This is a genomic window from Metabacillus arenae (genome assembly GCF_014773385.1).
Lineage (GTDB): Bacteria > Bacillota > Bacilli > Bacillales > Bacillaceae > Metabacillus_D > Metabacillus_D arenae.
In genome coordinates this window covers 93158-114531 of the sequence record NZ_JACXAI010000014.1, presented here as the reverse complement: position 1 = coordinate 114531, position 21374 = coordinate 93158, and the positions used below count along the sequence as shown (strand labels likewise).

The following is a 21374-nucleotide window of genomic DNA, read 5'->3' as shown; positions in this document are numbered from 1 at the left end:
CTTTAATCGGAATTATGTTTAATAGATTGTCGATTCTGAAAGATGCTTACCCAACCATTGATGAACATAAATTCCCCTTCCTTTCCCCGCAACGCAAGAAAGGAGCTTTTTCTTAATTTTATAAGGTAACCGCTTTCAATTCAATCTTAAATAACTTAATAAAAAAAGAAAACAAACATCATATGAAAAAACAAAAGCTCAGCTATACATATACTGAGCATTAAATGACATGAAATTCTAAAATAATAGACTTTTTAAAAAAATAATAGTCTTGCTGCTATAGACTTGTTTTCCTCCCACCCATAGGAATACTAGATTTCACATAAGGGATTTTTCTACAATTTCGGCGATATCCAGTGTTTTGACTTCCTCTTCCACTTCTTTTGCTTTTGTTCCATCGCCCAGCATGGTTAAGCAATATGGACAGTTGCTTCCAATCGTTGACGGTTTCAAACGGAGAGCTTGTTCTGTACGCTCTACATTCACGCGCTTCCCTTGGGTTTCTTCCATCCACATCATACCACCTCCGGCACCGCAGCACATTGCATCTTCGCGGTTGCGTTCCATTTCAAGGACTAGTACTCCAGGAATAGCCTTAAGAATTTGACGTGGAATGTCAAATATTCCATTATATCGTCCCAGATAACAAGAATCGTGATAAGCTATCGCTTCCTTGACTTCTTTTCTCGGTATGATTCGCCCCTCTTGAATCAATTGATAAATGATTTCAGTATGGTGGTAAACTTCTGCCTCCAAACCGAATTCCGGATACTCATTTTTAAACGTGTTGTAGGCATGCGGATCAATCGTTACAATCTTATTTACTTCGCAGGCTTGGAAATTGGCGATATTCTCTTGGGCTAACTGCTGGAACAGGAACTCATTCCCCATCCGGCGCGCCGTATCTCCCGAGTTACGCTCATCGTTACCTAAGATAGCAAACTTCACGCCTGCAAGATTCATAATTTTGGCAAAAGATTGCGCGATCTTTTGACTTCGCTTATCAAACGAACCCATCGATCCAACCCAGAACAAGTATTCGAATTCTTCCACTTCAGTAACCGTTGGCACCTCGATATCGTCCCGCTCTTCACGCCATTTGATGCGTTCTTTCCGGTTCATTCCCCATGGGTTGCTTTGGCGCTCAATGTTTTGAAAATAACGGGTAGCTTCGTGAGGCATGTTGCCTTCAGTCATGATTAAATAACGCCTCATATCAATGATTTTGTCCACATGTTCGTTAGCCACCGGACACTGATCTTCACAATTCCGGCATGTCGTACAAGCCCATAATTCCTCTTCAGTGATCACATCGCCAATCAAGTTTGGAGTTTCTATGGTGGCTGCCAACTCAGGTGATGCCGCCTGAAGCGCCCATTGATTCGCTTTTGCTTTCTTAAAGGCAAAATCAGGCATCCAAGGCGACCGGGAAGTGACCGCGGCTCCTTTTTCCGTCAAGTGATCCCTCATCTTAACGATGAGATCCATCGGAGACAATGTCTTCCCCGTGCCTGTAGCTGGACACATGTTCGTGCATCGTCCGCATTCTACACATGCATATAGATCGATCAACTGCTGCTGGGTAAAATCCTCTATTTTTCCGACACCGTATTCCTCGACTTCTTCGTCCTCGAAATCAATCTTTCTTAATTTTCCTACAGGTCCGACTTTCTTGAAAAAGACATTGAATAGAGCGAATAGCTCGTGCGCTTGCTTTGACTGCGGTACGAATACCATGAATGCTAATACGGTCACCATGTGTACCCACCAAAATACATAGAACAATACGGTTCCTGCCGTCGTTCCGATGCCGGAGAATATCACTGCAATCACTCCGGAGAAAGGAGCATAGACGAAATCCGGTTTGTGCCCGAGCATCAATGTTTCGAAGCCCAACGCAAGCAGGATGGATAAAGTTAACGTGGTCAGAGCGATATAAACAAAGGCAGCTTTGACATCTCGCTTGGATTGTAACCGCTTCAGCTTTTCAATATAACGGCGATAAGAAGCATACAGCACAGCGCACAACATGAGGAAGGTGGTCCACTCCTGCAAAAGAGTGAAATATTTGTGCGCGTCACCAAAAGGAAATTCATAACCCTTAATAAATCCCTTGATAATAATTTCTATGAGTCCGATTTGGATAATTATAAAACCGTAAAATAAAATTAAATGCATAAAACCGCTTTTCTTGTCCTTAAACAGCTTTCGCTGACCGAACACATTGATTAGTACAGCATTCAATCGCTCTTTAAGGTTCGGTGCTAAGGCTTCCTTCTTGCCAAGCTTTACAAATAAATATCGGCTGTAAACGATATGGGTAAACAAATATAAGGCATATCCAGTAACAGTTAGAAAGGCGATAAAATTGAGTAATACCAACATGGTTGTGACCCTCGCTTTTTTTAAAATAATCAATTACACCATTAACAAAATTATAAGAACACTTCATGATTCAGCGATAAAACGAAATGTCCAGAAATAAAAAGACATTTATTTTTCAAGTGTCAAACTCGCATTATACCTTTCAAAATTTTTGATTAAATAAAAAATTAGTTGTTTAATTTCGGGTAGTAACAAGGAGATAAATACAAAAAATCTGATAATAAAATTGTTTACTATGTTAATTTTTATATGATTTATTGTCATTCAATAACATGTTTTTATTTTCATTTTTAATAGAAAGTTTTTGATAAATCGTGATGAGTTGGTCTAATTTCTGACTGTAAAAAATGGTGTCAAGACTATTTAACCCCGTTTCTTCAGCAATATGGTTCAATTCTTTTTTCAGTTGGTTAATTCTATCACCTAATTCACCTATATCTATAAAAATCATTACACATTCCCCTAATCACCGATAATCCTTAACTGTTATAAACAATTTATTCTCATTTTTAAACGTCCTTATTTGAAATTAAACAACTATTTTTGAAATCAACAGCCTCATGCGGAATTAATTAACTTAATCTCGGCTGGAAAGGGATTTGGCAAAGTGGCTGACTTCTTGCAATCCTTGAACATCAATTCCTATTTCGCAACCCATGCTTGATAGCATTTGTGCCAATTCTTCCGTAGCGACATTCCCCGTAGCACCCGGTGAATACGGACAGCCGCCAAGCCCACCCACAGCACTGTCGAACTTGGCGATTCCAGCCTGCATGGCTGCCAGAACATTTGCTAAAGCCATCTTTTTGGTGTCATGGAAATGTCCTGTAAAAACTGTATTTGGAAATAACTCCCTCAATCTTAAAAAACGTTCATACACCATTTTAGGATCCGCCTGTCCGTTGGTGTCTCCAATCACAATTTCATCCGCACCGAGCTTTACAAATCGTTCACAAACCCCTAGCACCTCATTGAAACTCACTTCCCCTTGATAAGGACATGAGAATGACATGGATATATAGGCACGAATAAAAATGCCATTTTCCTTTGCTTTGGCAAACATTGGATTGCATTCATCCAACGATTCCTCGGTCGTTTTATTAATATTCTTCTTATTAAAAGCGGAGCTGGCCCCAATAAACACGGCGATTTGCGGTACTTTCGCTTCAATGGCTCGTTTCAAAGCTTTCATGTTCGGCGTCAAGGCAATGTAGGTAATTCCTAATTGATTACAGTAGTTTACTATTTCATTGGCATCGGCCATCTGCGGCACCCACTTCGGATGAACAAAAGAGGTTGTTTCCATTCGTGCAAAGCCTAACCTCGCCAGCTTTTGGATCAGCTCTTTCTTTTTTTCCGTAGGAACCAGAACGGGCTCATTCTGTAAGCCGTCACGCGGTCCTACCTCGATTAGTTCAATTTGCTTTGGAAAAAGCATAGGATACTCCCCCTAATTAATAAGATCTCGGCATTCCCAGCACGTGCTCTCCTATATAGGACAAGATCATATTGGTAGAAATCGGAGCTACCTGATATAACCTGGTTTCTTTAAATTTCCGCTCGACATCGTACTCCTCGGCAAATCCAAAGCCGCCATGGGTTTGAAGTGCCGCATTAGCCGATTCCCAAGAAGCATCCGCTGCAAGCAGCTTTGCCATATTTGCCTCCGCGCCGCATTTCTTTCCTGAATCAAACAGCTCTGCTGCACGAAAACGCATTAAATCAGCTGCTTCAAGGTTGATATGTGCTTTGGCAATCGGAAATTGAATTCCCTGATTTTGCCCGATAGGCCTTTTGAAAACGGTCCGCTCTTTCGCATAATTGACTGCCCTTTCAATAAACCAACGGCCATCCCCAATACATTCAGCAGCAATCAAAATCCGCTCGGCATTCATACCATCCAAGATATAAGAAAATCCTTTTCCTTCTTCACCAATCAAGTTTTCAGCCGGAACCTCCAAATCTTCAATGAACAGCTCTGTTGTGGCATGGTTCATCATGGTACGGATCGGCTTTATCGTCAAGCCTTTTCCTATAGCCTCACGAAGGTCAACCAGCAATACGGACAATCCTTCCGTTTTCTTTTTCACTTGGTCAAGCGGTGTCGTACGTACAAGCAGAAGCATCAGATCGGAATATTCCGCCCGGGAGATGAATACCTTTTGACCATTGACGATATACTTATCCCCATTGCGAACGGCTGTTGTTTTCAATTGCGTCGTATCGCTTCCCGTGTTCGGTTCCGTTACCCCAAACGCTTGCAGTCGAAGAGAACCGTCTGCAATCTTTGGCAAATAGGTTCGCTTCTGCACATCGGAACCATGCCGAAGCAGTGTACCCATGGTGTACATTTGCGCATGACAGGCCCCTGAATTCCCGCCGGAACGATTAATTTCCTCCAAGATAATCGAAGCCTCAGTAATCCCCAGTTCTGAGCCGCCATATTGTTCTGGAATAAGAGCGGATAGAAAGCCTGCTTTCGTTATTACGTTGACAAATTCCTCCGGATACTCACGCTTAGCGTCCAATTCACGCCAATAGGAATCCGGATAGTCCTGGCAAACCGCACGCACACTATGTCTTAATTCTTCATGAAAAGTATTATCCATCATCATTCTTCCCCCTGTTCAATTAAATAGTTTCCTATTGTTTCAATCTCAATTGATTAATAGTTTAAGAATTTTGCAAAAAATTGTTTCACATATTTTTACATGTAGACTTCGGTTTACTAAATTTCTTCGTTAATCCGATGGACTTGCTTGTCCATCTACAAGCCTTGAAGGATCTTGAAGGCTTCGGTTAGCATCTCATTAGCTTTTGCGTGATTCGATTAATCATTTCAATTGGTAAGCTTGTTCTAAAAGCAATGCGATCTCCTTATCTACCAACAAAACTAGGAGGACGTTTTTCTACAAAAGCACGAACTCCTTCTAAACGATCTTCCGTATCCACACAGCGATTGTAATAAACAATTTCTTGTCCTCTCGCCTCTTTATCATTCATGCCAAACAGCTGATCAACCGATGATTTACAGCTTCGAACGGCTATAGGAGCATTTCCGGCGATAATTTCCGCAAGTTCTAATGCCTGGGTATACAAATCCGAAGCTCCTGTTAACCGATTGAGCAGTCCAGCCCGATCGGCCTCCTCTGCTGTAACGAATTTTCCCGTGCAGAGCCACTCTTTTGCCCGATGAACCCCAATACGTTTAGGAAGAAGTCTTGATCCCCCGCAACCAGGCATAATTCCGCGAGTCACTTCCGGAAGACCAAAGATGGCTGTTCTTGCAGCTACTATCATGTCGCAATTCAACACCATTTCAAATCCTCCGGCCAAAGCAAAGCCATCTACAACCGCAATTACGGGTTGCGGCATATCGGCAATCGCGTTGAACATATTCTCAAACAATTTATGTTGATTGCGCCATTCCGTTTCCGTCATTCCATTTCGTTCCTTTAGATCGGCACCGGAACAAAATGCCTTTGGATTAGAAGAAGTAAGAAGAACAACACGCACATCACTTTCTGCTATATTTCGAAAAATATCTAAGAGCTGTTCGGCTATTTCTGTTGTAAAAGCATTTCGTGCTTCCGGGCGATCCAATACGATCTGTGCAATCGTTCCGTCTTGCCCTATCTTATTCCATCGTATAAACGACATCTTTAACACTCCTTTGTTTTCAGTATCGTTTTGAAGTATTTTTATTTTAATAATTTCAAATAGTTATGCGTGATTCTCCTCCTGCTTAGTTTGTTTTGTAAATAATATAAGCAAATATCATGCCAACGAAATTCTATCGGTTTAAATGATAGCTACTAGTACTAAATTCAATAAATATTGGCATATAAATCTATAGACATTCTAAAATGCAGGATATTTTTCATGCATTATGGATGCATTTTTACATCATTAATGTGAAATAGCATGATACTAAAATTTCTACATACCAACCGAACCTGCTCCAGTAGCTATACGTTTATCCTATTTTTGCTTCGCGCGAAATTAATATAAAAGGGAGATCCTTTTTCAATTAATAGAAGCGTAACAGAAATTGGAAGAACACTTTTGCTAGAATTACAAGCGGGTGACTCAGCAGCTTTCATTGTTGAGAGTGTATCTGGTTTTGCTTTCTTAAATGAGACGAATTTAACAGTTATGAAGATTAGTGATTAAATATAAAGCATCGTTCACTTGTCATCTCCTTCCATGATAGCTAGTAAAAAAATAGTCTTTTTAATTTTCTAAAAGTCGATTAATTTCAAAATCGGCTTTTTTGTTTTTTGCTTTCACTAATACAAATGGTGTCATAATGGTTTGATATTACTTCTAAATACAGGATTTTGGTTACCTTTATGGCTACAACGAAAAAAATATAAAATTAGTATTGCAAAACAAAAGACGAATTGCTACATAAGGAGATATAGAAAAAGATAATAGTAAAACCACTGATATATAAGGGTTTTATAGTTTAATAAGTTGCATGAGCTATGCAACCTATTAGTAGCATCAACCATGCAATCTATTTGCAATTGAATATAATATAATTGCAATATCTTATGAACAAAAAAATACCATAGAGAACAAATAGCAGCTGCGAAAGAAGAAAAGAAAAAAGGATACCAAAAAGTCTTTTTTATTTGTGGAGTCTTACTGGCAAAACTAGACTAGGGCAGTCCAAACTTATTTTTAATAATCAGAATAAAATATAACAAATAATTATAGGAGGTGTGAAAATGGGGGTACGTCGCTGTGAATTTTGCGAGAATGCTGATCTTTTAGATGGTATCGATTCTTCGCAATTTCTACGTTCGGATCAATCAGGTGTATTAAATGGAGATTTAACAGTTAATGGATTTCTAAAAGTAAATGGTAACTTTATTCAATTTCCTACTACTAATTTTTCTTGTAACGCTACTACAGCAGGTGCTGTTCGTTATGATCCAGGTCTAGGTAAATTACTACTCTGCAATGGAACAAATTTTGAAGTAATCAGTAGTTCTTAAGTTATAATTAAAAGGTGTTAAAGGGAAACAAGAGATTGGGTGCCTAAATAAAATGTACCCTACCAGAATCGGCACGACCCATAATCCCTTTATCAACTAAACTATTAACTAATGGACTTATTTTATACAAAGAGCCAAACCTGTGGTGCGTATGGGTTTGGCTCTTTTCTTTACTTCCTCATAAAATTGACATTATATTAACTAAAAATGCATTAAGTATTCATGTGATTCTTTGGAAGTTTGTTCAAATAACAGTGCAGGATTGTTGATCTAGATACAACCTTCAGAACCATAAAAAATGGAGAGTGAAAGTGAAGGTACTATATTTTTCGTTGGCAGTTTTGTTAATTTCGTTTTTGGTTGTTTATCGTTATACGTATTTATCTTATGGATGGTATGTTTTATGTATGTTGCAGAAGTGTTTGGGTGGATATTGGACCCTACATTAGATGAAAGATTGCTCCTAGTTTTCTTAATCCTTTCCATTTTTGCGAGCTTAATCTATTTTCCTGGATATTTACTAACATCCATTAATGGAAAAAGACCGAGCTTAAAAAAACACATTATGTTTTATTTGCTCCTGTTGTTTTTTATACTCGGTCTTCTATTGTTTTTTGGCGTAAAAACTGGAAGGCTATGTTTAACAAGCAGCATCATAAAAAGATCTTTTTATGATGCTGCTAATGCTTATTATGTGAACAGTATTTGTATAAAGTATTCATGTGATACCTGAAGATCCTCTTTACTGTCAGCCATGTGCAAATAATCGATAGGATAATCAAACTTCCAAATTTGACTCGTAGTGGGGCATTTTGGCCAGTCCCTTCGAAAAAGGGAGCTAAGCTGTATCTCTTGAATGTCAAGGGGTTACCTCTTTGCAGGGGCCGTTAATTATGACTATCTAAGCATCGTGTCTTATTTTTCTCTATTGCTTAAAACCTTCTCTAATAGTTCATCGGCATTTTTGGCTTCTTTCTTACCAACTTCGTCTTTGAGAACGGATATCAGGTCTTTCATCTGGTCCTCAGTCAACCCGACATTAAACCCGATGTTAAAATGAGACTCCAGTTGGGAGTTGACGCCCTCCATATTGGCCAGAGCCGCAATGGTTGCGATTTCCCTGCTCTTGAAATCTAGGTTGTCGCGTCCGAAAATGTCACCGAACAGGTGTCCTTTCAAAAACTGATCTATGGCTGGGGCGAATGTAAATAACTCCCCCGTAACCGGCTCTCCTACCAGTCTTGTTTGAATTTCCTCTCCAAGTTCGATGCTGCTTTTGTTGGTAGGCATAGGGCTTGCTTCCTTACCAAGCTCGTCCTTTATGCCTTTCGCTTCCCGTTCTTCCAGGACGGCCATAAAAGTGTTAATAGCATTCAGGCTACGAGGGAATCCTGCATAAGCATACATCTGCACGAGGATTTCCTTAATTTCATTGATGGTCAAACCAGCATCCAAGCCTTCGTTTAGGGCTTTTTCTAATTGTTTCAACTCACCACTCGCAGTAAATGCCGAAATAGAAACCATTTTTTCTTGTCTATCGTTTAAGCCTTGATTTTCATTTTCCATATTATATTGTTCATCGGTAACCTTTTCCAACCATTCAACGCCTTTGCCATCCCGCACTCCCGTAAGAGCAATATGCGTCATTGCATCGGTTGGTGAGGCTCCATGCCAATGCTTGACGCCAGGGGGACACCAAACCACATCGCCTGCCCGGATCTCCTCAATCGGACCACCCTCCTCCTGTACCAGACCAACGCCTTCTGTAACGATCAGTCTCTGCCCTGTCGGGTGGGTGTGCCATGCGGACCGGGCTCCTGGCTCGAACGTGACATAAGCACCAGAATAGGGTGCCGAATCGTTTTCAGAGAATAGAGGGTTAACACGTACATTTCCGGTAAAATATTCGTCCTGTCCTTTGAATGAATCCTTCGAATCGCTTCGAGTGATTGTTTGTGAATTTTCGTTTGCTTCGACGGCCATTACCTGGCTTGTATAACCGCTCGCTGAAGCGAGCAGAGAAATTGACAAAATCATCGCTATAAGTTTCTTCATTTTTTTCTCCTTTCGATTATTTCATAGTTTGAAAAGTTTTGTGAGAAGAATTCATCAAATGTTGTAGTTTATCCTATTTTGTAAAGGTTTTATAAATTCTTAATAGGTTACCACCACCTTTCAATTTAATCCAAAGTATAGATACAGATTTACTCTTCCTCTTTGTTTAGATTCTGAATCAAACATAATTAAACTTTGATACATTAGTCGGCTTACCTATAATTAATAAACACTGAAATAATAATGAACATCTGTATATAATTATAAATTGAAACAGAATGCTTTCAATAGTTAAATGAACATAATATGTTCACTAGTGAACAAATCAATTAAAATTGTTAATTATCTATAAGGAAATTTGGTGAATCTCACAATGTCTAAAGTAGATAGAAGAATACTCAAATCTCAAGCAGCGATAAAAAAAGCTGTTATTGAACTGATGTCTGAAAATAAATTTGATGACATTACGATATAGAATATTTCCGACAAGGCAAATGTTAGCCGGGGTACATCTATCTTCATTATTTAGAGAAATTTGCTCTGAAGGAAAAGCTCATTGAAGAACTTATTATTGAAATGCAGGAAATCTGAAATCGGCATTTGAAATTGAATATATAGGTGCAAATCTGCACTGGTTCAAACACCTTGAAAGTAATTATTTATTCTTTTCGACGATGTTAGCGAGGAAAGGAGCCCATTCTTTTCGTAGCAGTTCCCCCGAGTATCTTATCGAAGAGTTCATGGGTGAAGTAGATAAAACAGAAGAAAAAAATCAAGATTAAATGAAGATGGGATTCTTCCATTTATTGTGACGTCTTATTTAAGAATTGTGGAAAAGTGGTTTACGAATGGAGTACCTTATCCACCTCTTGTCATGGAAGAACAGGTAGGGATTTTGTTAGAGAGGAATCTATAATCAGAATCGATTGTTTTTTGGTAATTTGCTTATTTTAACAACTATTCAGTTTATATTGAGATTTAAGTTTTGAATATTGTTCTAATAAAAAAAAACAGAGCAGTGTTAGCACACTGCCCCTGAAAAAAGGAACCCCGTCCCGTTATTATTCTGCAATTTTAATCTGCATTTCTACTGAGCTATCCATTGTATCAAAAACAGACATGTCAGATGTAATTTTACCAAGGATCATTAGCCCAGATGGCGCCTCCTCCGGTTCATCAAAATACACAGCAAATAAATCGCCCGGTGTCCAGAAAGCCAAATCTCCAATCTCATAGCCTTCCTGTAAATTTTCTGTTTCTGTAGGTGGTTCCTCTAATGATCCGTAATATTCATGCTCACCCATACGTGTCATAGATACGGTTGTGGGAAGGGAATCCTTAAATTCCTGTGCAGCCTTGCTATCATTCAATTCAGCTGTAATTACGGTATCTCCTACGGTAATTGTAATATTGGTTTTTTCTCCTGTTATAGTTTCTGTTTCAGGAAGGGTACCGATTGTAGTAAGCCAAGAATCCAGTTCCTGATTCAGTTCGTCCTCTTCATACGAAGATACATTGGACAGACCAAAACTCTCGTGTAATGTCGCACCCTCGACCTGCGCCTCAAAATCCGCAGCATAATTGCCCGGATTACCGGAGTCAGTCCAAAAGCCTGCGACCTCTTTGCCTCCGAAATCCACCTGCTCCAAAAAGCTCATGACAGGGGGAGCTACCGTACTTGTCCATACCGGACCGCCCACTAAGATCACATCATAGGCGGATACATCCGGTAATTCTCCAGCAAGCTCTGGCAGATTCCCGGATTCCCGTTCCTGTTCCGCACGGTCGGAGGTTTCATTGATGTCAGAGGGGTACGGCTCAACGACCTCAATTTTATATAAATCGCCGTCTGTCTTTTCCTGTAAACGCTGAGCGATGCCCTCTGTTGTACCGGAATAAGAGTAATACACTACCAAAACATCAGTAGTATCGGAATCTGTCTCTTCCTTAGATGTTCTGTTTTCGGAACTGTGATTATTACTTCCGCAAGCGGCTAAAGTAAAAACCATTAAGGCCGAAATCAAGAATGCAAAAGTTCTTTTCATTTTTTATACCCAGTCCTTTCGCTTCGTTCAAAGTATATTTTGAATGGAAGCGTAATTCATACCAATTGCCGATCGAGTAATTTAGTTGTTGTCATCATTAACAAGCATTTTTAGACACGCTTGATCCGTTGTTTGCCATGGAAAAATAACACTTACTCTAGGAAATTCTTCTTTTTCATATCTCTATTAACAAAAATTAGGTTTGACCTTTGTAGACAGTTTACTTCAATTTTTCATTGAAGAATGTCACTAACTTGTTGACCGCCTGCTCAACGTAATCAGGTTTATCTTACATGGATCCTTTGACGAAGAATAATTCTTTATCACTTTTCGCCATTTCATTAGCTTGTTCACTAAAGTATCTGGTGTCTGCTTCAGAGCCTGCAATCAATAAGATCGGCTGTGTTAATAGCTTGTCGATTTGATCAAAGGCCGTGAATGCCATAATTTTATCGTTACTTGTCAGAAGCATCTAATTGGTTGAACGTGGATGCTGTGCTCGTGAAGTACGATAATCATCATATCCTTCACGCATTAAGTTAGGTGTATTTTCGTACATACGTTACATAGACTGGTTCAGCTCCATTTGCTTGGTTATTTTTTAAAATATAACGGCTGCATTTAAAACAATGCCTAATAGGATTCTTTTTAATCTCGTAATAATCACACATATTTTTAAAATTTAAATTCATGTTATTTTAAATTTTTATATTCTTCATCCGTTACGGATTCTAACCAATCCGTTTCACCCGGTGTCATTGCTAAGTGCACAAACCAACTGTCTTTTGTCGCACCATGCCAATGTTTTACATGCGGCGGAATATTCACCACATCCCCTGTTGTGAGTAACTGAGCTGGTTTTCCTTCTTCTTGATACCAACCCTCACCACCAGTAACTAATAAAACTTGCCCAATTTTATGAGAGTGCCAGTTATTACGAGCACCTGGTGCAAAGGTTACATTCCCGATTGATGCATTGAGTGGCGTCTCATCGGTAAACACCATTTGTAAGTATGCATCCCCGATAAAGTTTCCTTCAACTTTTACTCCCAATGGGAAAATTGTGCTGTTGCTTAATTCTTCATTTGCCATATTTTATTCCCCTCACATAATAAATTTAGTTCTTACCCCACAGTCTAGTTAACTTCGTTTCAGCCATATTTCGGTCTATCGTACATGGCAATGACAATATCTTATTTTCATCGACATCTTCGGGTACGGTACGTTGTTCTATTGCAAAAGCAATGCTCTCAGAATCGATCGCACCTTTGTAAATTTCGTGATTAAATGCAGGTTTTAGTTCCAAATTTGTAATTGTTTCATTACTTTTATCACTCCAATGTTAAGTAAAATTGATGTTCACAAAAATAAACATTGATACTTTAATGAACAACTGTATATAATTATAAACAGATACATGCTGTTTTCAATGTTTAAATGAACACAATATGTACATTAGTAAACAAATCAATTAAAATTGTTAATTAACTTTAAGAAAGTTTGGTGACTCATAAAATGTCTAAAGAGGATAGAAGAATAGCAAAATCTCAAGAAGCGATAAAAAAAGCTGTGATTGAACTGATGTCTGAAAAAAATTTTGATGACATTACGATACAAGATATTTCCGACAGGGCTAATGTTAGTCGAGGAACGATCTATCTTCATTATGTGGATAAATTTGATCTGCTGGATAAGCTGATTGAAGAACATATCAACAAACTACAGGAAATCTGCAAATCGGTATCTGAAATGAATTATAAAGAGGCAAATCTTCCTTGGTTCGAATACCTTGAAGAGAATTATCTATTCTTTTCAACGATGTTAGCAAGTAAAAAAGGAGCACCTTCTTTTCGTAGTCAGTTCCATGGGTTTCTCATGGAAGAGTTCAAGGGGGAAGTGAATATAAAAGCAGGAATAAATTACGGATTAAGTGAGGATATTATTCTTCAATTTATTGTGACGTCTCACGTAGGGATAGTGGAATGGTGGATTAAAAATGAAATGCCTTATCCGCCTCGTTTCATGGCAGAACAGGTGGGGATTTTGTTAGAGAGGAATCTTTAATAACTCCCATAAAAACATCCTTCAATTTTGTAAGGTAGGAAGATACGTTAACTATGAATAATTAATTGAATTAGGAAGCTCTCCCACCTACTCATTGGGAAACACCATTCACATTCCTAGAAGTGGGAGTCTTTTGTCGGGAAATGATAAATAAATTCATATTGTTCTTAAGGAATTTTGGTGATTCTCAGAAGCTATTGAAGCAATACATAAGTAAGTGCAGAGACCAAATCGTCTCTGCACGCTTTTTCAATCTGCATATTTTTCTCTTAAAGCAGTTTCTACTTCATAAGGGACAAGCTCTGAAATCTCCCCATGATACTTTGCAATTTCTTTTACTATACTTGAACTTAAAAAGGAATACTGGTTATTTGTCATCATAAAGAATGTTTCGATTTTTTCGTCAAGCACTCTGTTCATAGATGTAATCTGCATTTCATATTCAAAGTCAGAAACGGCACGGAGCCCTCTTAGAATAGCACTAGCGTTTTTGCTTTGAGCATAATCAACAAGTAATCCTTTAAACATTTCAACTTCTACATTTGGAATGCTGCTTGTGACTTGCTTTATTAAATCACATCGTTCATCTACTGTAAATAAGGGGTTTTTTGATGAATTGTTTAATACACATATGTAGACCTTATCAAAAACTTTTGCACCTCTTTTAATTATATCAAGATGTCCGTATGTTATCGGATCAAAACTCCCTGGACATACCGCAATACTTGCCATCATTCATCCTCCATCCCGTTATGACGGTAACCATAAATAGAAATAGTTGAAATACCGTATGTTTCACATTTTACTTTTCTTAAGTTTCCAATTTGATCATCCATTATTACGACGTGATCATGTTCTGCTACCACCATTCCATCATTTAAGAGCAAGCCTTTGTCATCAATCACTTTTATAAACGCTTTCATTTTTTGTTCCTTATAGGGCGGATCTAAAAAAACGAAAGAAAACTTCAATTCACGTTTCACGACCGCTTTTAGGGCACGCTCTGCATCATTGCGGTAAACTTCTGCCCTTTCACTTAGTCCGCAAATTTGAAGGTTTTTATGTATTGTTTGGATGGCCTTTCCATCTTTATCTACAAAAATACATTGATCGATTCCCCGACTCAAAGCTTCTATTCCAAGACCTCCGCTGCCTCCAAATAGATCAAGCGCTGCTCCTCCAGTAAAATAAGGCCCGACCATATTAAAAATGGCTTCCTTCACTTTATCAGTGGTAGGTCTTGTCGAAGTACCCGGCACTGCTTGCAAAGCTCTCCCCTTACAAGTTCCTGAAACAACTCTCATACTTTAATTCACCACAACTTTACAAAATTCCAGTTTTTTTAGCAAAACTATCGTACCATACAGATACTAAAGGGACAAGGAGTAGAAATCATTAATCTACCTTTGGTGTAAAGAACGAAATCAAGTGCTTATTGATCAGATCGACACCCGTAAAGATAGGGATTTTTTCCTTTCTTTTAGATGGAACTTGTGCCTATCAGTATAGTTGGACAACAATAGCCCGCGTTGATGCGTTAGATTTAATAAAAAAGGAAGGAGATGGTTCTTTTTTCGTCATCTGTGTATATGAGCTGTGATCTTGGTAAATAATGACTAGTAACAACATCTTTTCGTTGATGTTGTTGCCAACCGCGGAGAAGACTTACGTTTCCCCATAAGTTCTTCCTCCGGTTTCTCCTCTCCCTTTGCCTTCTTACTTTAAAGAAACCTTTAAGGTATAGAAGGACCCTGCAGGAAATCCTGCGGGGTTTTTTTATTTTTATTTTATGCTGTTTTCGTAAACTTTGTTGCGATGATTTCAATACGAATGGTGCTTCTTGAAGTGAGAGGTGAGATTTAAAGCAATCGGCGATTCACCGATTGCCATTAATTCAATATTCCTTAATATCTAAAAGCAACAATCTTTTAGAAAAAGTGCCTTATTTTAAAAGGGAATAAAATAACGGAATAACATGGCTTATGCGATGTATTCGTGATAAATTAAACAGGTATAACAATGTGGAAGGAGAAAAAACGGTGATTCAACGCTTCATAGAATTAGGAGAAGGTTATTCGGATTTGTACGAATTAATCGAGACTGCAAAGAATAATAAGCATAGAGTAACCCATTTGCTCGCATTAAAAACTGTAAAAAACAACAAACCTTTTGTATCACTTGTTGTGATTATGAAACCTACAAATCCTGGAGATTTCCAAGCACTTTATTTTTGCAGAGAGGGCATTCCTGACCCCGGGTTTATTAAAAATAAACGGTATCAATTATTCGAAGAACTTGCAAACGAACTCCGAAAAACAATCATTAGTTTAGAAGTAAAGCCATCCAACATGTTCAATGAACTTCAGCTTTATTATCAATATTTAATTGGAATCTTGAGATTAAATCATTATTTGCCAGATTTAAGATAGAGAAACAACTAGGGCAGAATATAAAATAATCTAGGGTCGCCACTCTTATCAAGCGTCCCTAGATATTTACTCTTAGAAGAAACTCCAGTTTTTCAACTTTATTGTATCTAGTGTACATGACATTGGAGGGTACAGCTTATAAACCCATTTTGTAATCATATTCTTTTGCTTTGTCAATTTTTGATTCGAACTCAAGCTTTATATAAGGTTTATAAGATGGCTCAACGTGTTTTATAAAAGAGTAGGTGGAAAGCTTCTCAATGGTTTGATCAACTGACTCCATCCCGCAATATAAGACAACGTATTTTAAACGCTTAGAAACATGATGAATATTACCAAAACGGCGCAGCATCTTAACATTTTTTAATGAATGCATCCAAATTATTATTCCTTGTCGTTGACCAAACATAAATACCACCCTTTACACCAATTCAATCAAATTTTAACAGTTTTTTGAAAGATCCACAATATATAATATATGCCGAAAGGAGTCTAAACTTTTGGATTTAGCTTCCGTTTGGGAAATATTTCTGTTTGAATTACAAAAACATCCTCTTATTAATCAATGCTTTACAAAGAAAATAGCTGGAATCCCTTTTTTATACGTTTTCCATAAAGAACACCTTACCCAGAATGAATTAGAAAAGCAGCTTAAGGCTTCCGCAAAAATTGCTATGACCGGAAAAAAAATCACCTCTGAAACCACTTTTGTAAGAAATGATGGCATTCAATTTGTCTATAGACACAGATTTTTTGTTCCGCAAGAAAAAATGTTCTGCTGTGGGAATATGTGTATAGACTGTATTCGGTTAATGAAATGATGAATAAAAACCGCATGGTTTTAGTATAAAATTAGCCTCATTGACAGGCTTTTTACTTTAAGGAATGCCCGATGGAGCTCGGTACAGAATAATGATCATTCACTTTTTCACGTAAACGATTAAAGCAAACTTTCGATTTAAGAAGATTTGTATGTTCCATTTATTCTCTATACGAGCCAGATACAAAAAATTTGGTCAAACACCTTCCCAATGCTGGTGATTTGAGACAGATTTTACGTTTACGTGCCATGACAAAGAGTTTGGTGTCCGGCTCTCAATATTCTCCTAGTATGTATGTTCATCGAAACGATCAGTTTAAAATATTGGTTTCCAATCCATGTAAGATACCACAGTCAAAGTTTGTGGCAGGATGAAATTATCTTTCAAAAAAAGTTGCCCCCTCAATGTGAAAACTTCGAGGGGGCAACCTCTTATTTATTAGGCACTGCATCCACAGCTTCCACCAGTCCCGCAGCCACCGCTGCATGCACTCATGGAGTCAAAGAATGGATTTCCAGTAGGCACTTTTATATGCTCAGACACGGCTTTTCCAAGTTCAATGCTCACTTCATCGAGAATCGATTGAAGCTCTTTTTCAGCTTTCTTGAAAGCAGCGATATGCTCATTTAAATCTAACTCACGCTTTACTTCACGCATTTCCTTCGTAAGTTTTTTATAATCAGGATGGTATTTTCCAAACCTTTGAACATCTTCATAGAGCTCTTTCGTTTTCGCAAAGTTTGCAATCATCTTTTGCACTGTTTTATCAGTTTTTATTATATGTGAACAACGGCGGTATTCGTCTGCTTCATCTGTTTGTAAAATGAGCCCTGCAAGACCCTCTGCCTTGTCTAGAATATCGACGCTTTCGATTGTAGCAAAAATCAATCACCTGCACCTCCTCATTCATTTTACCATGAAGTCAATGAGTATGAAAATAATGGAGTCTCCTCTTAAATTGTAACATGAATGGTTTGCTTTATTTTATTTTGTTTTGAATGGTTAGAAACCATTTCAATCGTTATTTGGTGGTCTCCCCTGGAAAGGTCTTTTATAAAAAATGCGGCTGTGTGAATTTTATCCTTTATTTTGCCATCAACATAAAGCTGAAGATAGCCATGGTCTTTTCCTCTTTTTGATAAAGAAAAGTTAGGAATGAAACATTCAATATAAACATTTCTGCCTTTAACATGATGTTTAATATGCATTTGTGAAGCTTTTTTTTCCTGCTGCATCGTCGTAATCGCTTCTAATTGTCCATTTGGTGTGTGTAGTGAATTGGCTTTTATATGTCCCTCAGGTCTTGGTTTGTCATTCGTACATCCTGCTAAAAGTACAAGAATAGTAAAAAGATAAAAAAGTGTCTTCATTCTATCATCCTCCTTTGACTGCTTATAGTGTTTGCTTTTTGTTGTAAAATCATGAATAAAGGATGAACGGATGAAAACAACGAATTTCTTTAATTCTAATTATCTCCTAATGTTATTCGATTTTACAAAAATGAATCTTTAAAGCATTGGGGATATCTTTTTCCCGCACCTACCTTTAAGCTCAGCTGCATAAGATCTTACCTGATTAAGAGCGGGAAAAAGAAAAGGACTGAAACAAGTCAGCCCCTTTGTATATTAATCCTGATGCTTCATTGCGTGAAACATACCGACCATCATATTTGCCATCTGAATGGAATTCGAGAATTGGGCTACCTTATGAGGGATTGTTTTCTGGTATTGATTCATCATTGAAACCTGAAACGATTTTGTATCTTTAGGATTTCTAGAAAGTTTTCGATACCAATACGGATTTTCTCGAATGAATTTCTTTAAATCTTTATCTGCTTCAATAAAATCGATTACTTCTTTTCTCATATCCTCACCTAATCTTTTCTAAACGAGAATGGATGACTTGACTGGCTGCCGCTTTTAGGAGTAGTGCCCTGGCCAATTCCGAATTGTGATAATAAATTTTGGAAGGTTGTTATAGTATTGCTGACTTGATGGATGTGGTGGTTCATTTGATTTGCATCCATGTTTTTTATGGCGTTCATCATAGATGAAAGAAAGGCTGCCTTATTTTCAGCTTCCTCTTGAGTTTGCTTAGAACCTTCTTCAACATAAGGCTTCCAAATCGAATCATTCTCTCCTAATAAAACCCAATTTTCGTAAACCTCTTGCCATTGTTTATGGCCGCCTCTAACTTCTTGTACTAATTTGGGGTGACGTTTAACAAACTCCTTAAATTCGACAATGGACGGATGTAATGTTTTAGTCATATTTTTTTGCTCCTCTCCGCTACATTTGCCTACTATATTCTACCCTTTTACCCATTGTATGGTTCGCCCATTTTTCTTCCCCATATGTTCCTTGAAAAAAGAAAAGCTTAGGGCGCTATAATAGTAAGAAATTGTGATACCATTAAATTACCTTATATAGAAAGGAACACAGAACGTCATGGCGGATAAACGAAAAGAAAAGATATTTCAATGGATAAATGAGTTAAACGAAAGTGAATTGCAAGACTTTGAGTTTATTATAGAGGGATTAAATCAACGCAAACAAAGGAAAAGTGGCTCGTATATTGGGGCATTGCTTCATGCAGAAAGTGAATTTAAGGATGATATCTTTACGATAAGAATCCCAAATTCTGCGCTTATCCAAAATTCTTTAAATATTGTGCATGGAGGCATTACAGCTACTCTTTTAGATTCAGCTATGGGCTCATTAGCATTTCAATACCTTCCAAGTGATTATGCAGCCGTAACAACAGAAATGAAAATAAACTATGTAGCACCAGGTATCGGAAAGGAATTAGTTTGTAATGCCTCTCTTATACATAAAGGAACCAAAACTATCGTAACAGAAGGAAAGGTATTTAGAGATGATGGTCAGCTTATAGCCCATAGTACTGCAAGTTTTTTTATTATCAAAAGGAGGGCTTGAAATTTAATTAAAATCAACAAAAAGCAAAAGGTGCTAGTCCTTCGACGCCAAAAGGGGTCTCGACAAAGTCCAAGTCGAGTTCGGGATTGTGGCATTAGCCCACAATCTACTGAAGGTAGCAGGCATTCACCTCGGTACTGCCTTGAAACACAGAAATAACAAAAAAACAGATCAGGAAAAACGAGTTGTTTTCCTGATCTGCTTTTTTTAGGGACTTATCGGACAGCCCCTATTGGCGATAGAATTTTGGCCACAGGCTGACAAGCCGCTTGAGCCAGACTTCCACTTATATGAATGGGTTAATAGCTGAGCCATAAAAAAACAGCGTCTGTCATGAATCTTATCAGACGCTTACAGTTCGAGCTTAACTATCCCATTTCTTAATGAAATTTTGGGTATAGTGAGTTTCGTACACTCCCACACCTAAGTGTGTAAAGTCTTGATTAAGAAGTGCTTCCCGATGACCTTTACTATTGAGCCAGCCTTCCACAGCAGCAATCCCATCCGTGTACTGTGCTGCTATATTTTCACCAGCCATTTGATAGGTGACTTGCCCACGGTCTAACCGGTCAGCAAGCGTCCCTTGACTAGGTGATTCGTGGGAAAAATAGCTATTAGCATTCATATCTTCACTATGCTTGTAGGCAACATTTGCAGTCTCCTCATCCCATTCTACAGATGGCAGATCATGCTTTTTGCGGATAACATTTGTGATATCCAGAATTTGCCGTTCAGCCCCTTCTTCAATTTCCATCCACTCTTCTCTAGTTTTTTCTGAAGGCTTAATTAATTCTCCTCGATAGACCACTTCATATTGCCGCTGCATGACAAACGTTTCAACATCTGATGCTCTTATACTTGACAATGTTCCATCGAACTTATCAATGTATAACTGAACATACGCTTGTCCTAATTTAATCGTCGGTCTTGTATTCATATCCTGCTCAGAAAACTCAAATCTATATGAGTTTCCTTCATATTCAATACTGATATTTGGTGTAATGGTTGTGATTTTGTATATATCACTGATAGACTGCCCGATTTTGAAAGGCTTGACCTTTGTATCAAACCCATTGGCATAAACACTTACCACCTTACCCTTTTTTACCCCTATTTGAACATACTGATCGGCATTCTTGTTATATATCCACCAGTCAAAATCATATGCAGATGGGTCAACCCTGCTTGGTTCACCTAAGCGGGTTTTTATTGAATCGGATGACTCCCCGATTAAAGCTAACAGGCCATCTTCTGGTAAGTCTAAATCCTGTTCCCCTTTTTCACTGGCAATTTGAACATCTTCTTCCTCTGATTGACTTTGTTGTTTCTGTTGAGCATTTTCATCTGGGCTAAATTGAATAAAAACCGTATAAGTGCCAAAAATTATTAGTAAAATGAAGACAATTCTAAAAATACTTCTCAGTTTGGTCCCCTCCGTAAACAAACTGTTTCAATTAGTTACTTCAATTATATGAATGGTTAAAATAACTATACCTTTTCTACTACAATTCAGAAAGGTTAACATGATAGTCTGCTGCTATTAAAACAAAGATATTCTGTTTGTTCAATAATCAGTACTCATTACCCATGATAGTGGAAGATAGCCGGTTTGACAATAAATATCAACCATCATTTG

Annotated in this window: 22 protein-coding genes and 1 pseudogene; 6 read left to right on the top strand and 17 right to left on the bottom strand. The window is 38.0% G+C overall.

Annotation, left to right across the window (positions count from 1 at the left end):
• Window positions 1-318 precede the first annotated feature (318 nt).
• The 5 genes from IC621_RS12130 to IC621_RS12110 all read right to left on the bottom strand — a co-directional run bounded on the left by IC621_RS12130 (window position 319) and on the right by IC621_RS12110 (window position 6045).
• Window positions 319-2385, bottom strand: a complete 2067-nt coding sequence (locus IC621_RS12130; RefSeq protein ID WP_191158573.1) for a (Fe-S)-binding protein — start codon at window positions 2383-2385, stop codon at window positions 319-321.
• A gap of 238 nt (window positions 2386-2623) precedes the next feature.
• Entirely contained in the window at window positions 2624-2836 is a 213-nt protein-coding gene (locus tag IC621_RS12125; RefSeq protein ID WP_191158572.1) for an aspartyl-phosphate phosphatase Spo0E family protein, read from the bottom strand.
• A gap of 126 nt (window positions 2837-2962) precedes the next feature.
• On the bottom strand, window positions 2963-3823 hold the full coding sequence (locus tag IC621_RS12120; RefSeq protein WP_191158571.1) for a hydroxymethylglutaryl-CoA lyase: 861 nt from the start codon (window positions 3821-3823) through the stop codon (window positions 2963-2965).
• A gap of 16 nt (window positions 3824-3839) precedes the next feature.
• A complete protein-coding gene (locus IC621_RS12115; RefSeq protein ID WP_191158570.1) occupies window positions 3840-5000 on the bottom strand; it encodes an acyl-CoA dehydrogenase family protein in 1161 nt (386 codons plus the stop codon).
• 262 nt (window positions 5001-5262) lie between these two features.
• Window positions 5263-6045: an enoyl-CoA hydratase/isomerase family protein gene (locus tag IC621_RS12110; RefSeq protein ID WP_191158569.1), complete on the bottom strand. Its 783-nt coding sequence runs from the start codon at window positions 6043-6045 to the stop codon at window positions 5263-5265.
• A 1073-nt stretch (window positions 6046-7118) separates the two neighbouring features.
• Between IC621_RS12110 and IC621_RS12105 the strand changes: the two genes are divergently transcribed.
• On the top strand, window positions 7119-7388 hold the full coding sequence (locus IC621_RS12105) for a hypothetical protein (RefSeq protein ID WP_191158568.1): 270 nt from the start codon (window positions 7119-7121) through the stop codon (window positions 7386-7388).
• Between the two features lie 915 nt (window positions 7389-8303).
• Here IC621_RS12105 and IC621_RS27010 read toward each other — a convergent pair.
• Window positions 8304-9443: a (R)-mandelonitrile lyase gene (locus IC621_RS27010; RefSeq protein WP_191158567.1), complete on the bottom strand. Its 1140-nt coding sequence runs from the start codon at window positions 9441-9443 to the stop codon at window positions 8304-8306.
• A gap of 373 nt (window positions 9444-9816) precedes the next feature.
• On the opposite strand from IC621_RS27010, the pseudogene IC621_RS12095 reads away from it, so the two are divergent.
• Window positions 9817-10359 (top strand): annotated as a pseudogene (locus tag IC621_RS12095) (TetR/AcrR family transcriptional regulator).
• 145 nt (window positions 10360-10504) lie between these two features.
• Here IC621_RS12095 and IC621_RS12090 read toward each other — a convergent pair.
• The 3 genes from IC621_RS12090 to IC621_RS12080 form a co-directional block, all read right to left on the bottom strand.
• Entirely contained in the window at window positions 10505-11467 is a 963-nt protein-coding gene (locus IC621_RS12090; protein ID WP_191158566.1) for a cyclophilin-like fold protein, read from the bottom strand.
• A 310-nt stretch (window positions 11468-11777) separates the two neighbouring features.
• On the bottom strand, window positions 11778-11933 hold the full coding sequence (locus tag IC621_RS12085) for a hypothetical protein (RefSeq protein ID WP_191158565.1): 156 nt from the start codon (window positions 11931-11933) through the stop codon (window positions 11778-11780).
• Window positions 11934-12181: 248 nt separating this feature from the next.
• Window positions 12182-12580 carry a cupin domain-containing protein gene (locus tag IC621_RS12080; RefSeq protein ID WP_191158564.1) on the bottom strand — a complete coding sequence of 133 codons (399 nt, stop codon included), beginning with the start codon at window positions 12578-12580 and terminating at the stop codon, window positions 12182-12184.
• A 423-nt stretch (window positions 12581-13003) separates the two neighbouring features.
• Between IC621_RS12080 and IC621_RS12075 the strand changes: the two genes are divergently transcribed.
• Window positions 13004-13552: a TetR/AcrR family transcriptional regulator gene (locus IC621_RS12075; RefSeq protein WP_191158563.1), complete on the top strand. Its 549-nt coding sequence runs from the start codon at window positions 13004-13006 to the stop codon at window positions 13550-13552.
• 249 nt (window positions 13553-13801) lie between these two features.
• Here IC621_RS12075 and coaD read toward each other — a convergent pair whose 3' ends face one another.
• Window positions 13802-14284, bottom strand: coding sequence for a pantetheine-phosphate adenylyltransferase (coaD, locus tag IC621_RS12070; RefSeq protein WP_191158562.1), 483 nt, complete (start codon window positions 14282-14284; stop codon window positions 13802-13804).
• On the bottom strand, window positions 14284-14856 hold the full coding sequence (gene rsmD, locus IC621_RS12065; RefSeq protein ID WP_191158561.1) for a 16S rRNA (guanine(966)-N(2))-methyltransferase RsmD: 573 nt from the start codon (window positions 14854-14856) through the stop codon (window positions 14284-14286). Before rsmD ends, coaD begins: the two co-directional genes overlap by 1 nt.
• Before the next feature lie 735 nt (window positions 14857-15591).
• Between rsmD and IC621_RS12060 the strand changes: the two genes are divergently transcribed.
• Complete coding sequence (locus tag IC621_RS12060) at window positions 15592-15981, top strand: DUF7147 family protein (protein WP_191158560.1); 390 nt, start codon at window positions 15592-15594, stop codon at window positions 15979-15981.
• A 136-nt stretch (window positions 15982-16117) separates the two neighbouring features.
• On the opposite strand, the gene IC621_RS12055 is transcribed toward IC621_RS12060, so the two are convergent.
• A complete protein-coding gene (locus IC621_RS12055; RefSeq protein ID WP_191158559.1) occupies window positions 16118-16390 on the bottom strand; it encodes a YlbG family protein in 273 nt (90 codons plus the stop codon).
• Window positions 16391-16481: 91 nt separating this feature from the next.
• Between IC621_RS12055 and IC621_RS12050 the strand changes: the two genes are divergently transcribed.
• Window positions 16482-16802: a hypothetical protein gene (locus tag IC621_RS12050; protein ID WP_191158558.1), complete on the top strand. Its 321-nt coding sequence runs from the start codon at window positions 16482-16484 to the stop codon at window positions 16800-16802.
• Between the two features lie 438 nt (window positions 16803-17240).
• Here the strand turns inward: IC621_RS12050 and IC621_RS12045 are convergent, their stop codons facing one another.
• The 4 genes from IC621_RS12045 to IC621_RS12030 all read right to left on the bottom strand — a co-directional run bounded on the left by IC621_RS12045 (window position 17241) and on the right by IC621_RS12030 (window position 19071).
• Window positions 17241-17687: a YlbF family regulator gene (locus tag IC621_RS12045; RefSeq protein WP_191158610.1), complete on the bottom strand. Its 447-nt coding sequence runs from the start codon at window positions 17685-17687 to the stop codon at window positions 17241-17243.
• 68 nt (window positions 17688-17755) lie between these two features.
• Window positions 17756-18172 (bottom strand): hypothetical protein, encoded by a 417-nt coding sequence (locus tag IC621_RS12040; RefSeq protein WP_191158557.1) that lies wholly within the window; start codon window positions 18170-18172, stop codon window positions 17756-17758.
• Window positions 18173-18427: 255 nt separating this feature from the next.
• Window positions 18428-18667 carry a YlbE-like family protein gene (locus IC621_RS12035; protein WP_191158556.1) on the bottom strand — a complete coding sequence of 80 codons (240 nt, stop codon included), beginning with the start codon at window positions 18665-18667 and terminating at the stop codon, window positions 18428-18430.
• A gap of 8 nt (window positions 18668-18675) precedes the next feature.
• Entirely contained in the window at window positions 18676-19071 is a 396-nt protein-coding gene (locus IC621_RS12030) for a YlbD family protein (RefSeq protein WP_191158555.1), read from the bottom strand.
• A 178-nt stretch (window positions 19072-19249) separates the two neighbouring features.
• Between IC621_RS12030 and IC621_RS12025 the strand changes: the two genes are divergently transcribed.
• Complete coding sequence (locus IC621_RS12025; RefSeq protein WP_191158554.1) at window positions 19250-19738, top strand: PaaI family thioesterase; 489 nt, start codon at window positions 19250-19252, stop codon at window positions 19736-19738.
• A gap of 364 nt (window positions 19739-20102) precedes the next feature.
• Here the strand turns inward: IC621_RS12025 and IC621_RS12020 are convergent, their stop codons facing one another.
• The gene (locus tag IC621_RS12020) at window positions 20103-21161 is read right to left on the bottom strand and encodes a CAP domain-containing protein (RefSeq protein WP_191158609.1); all 1059 of its coding nucleotides are present in this window, start codon (window positions 21159-21161) and stop codon (window positions 20103-20105) included.
• Window positions 21162-21374: the final 213 nt, after the last annotated feature.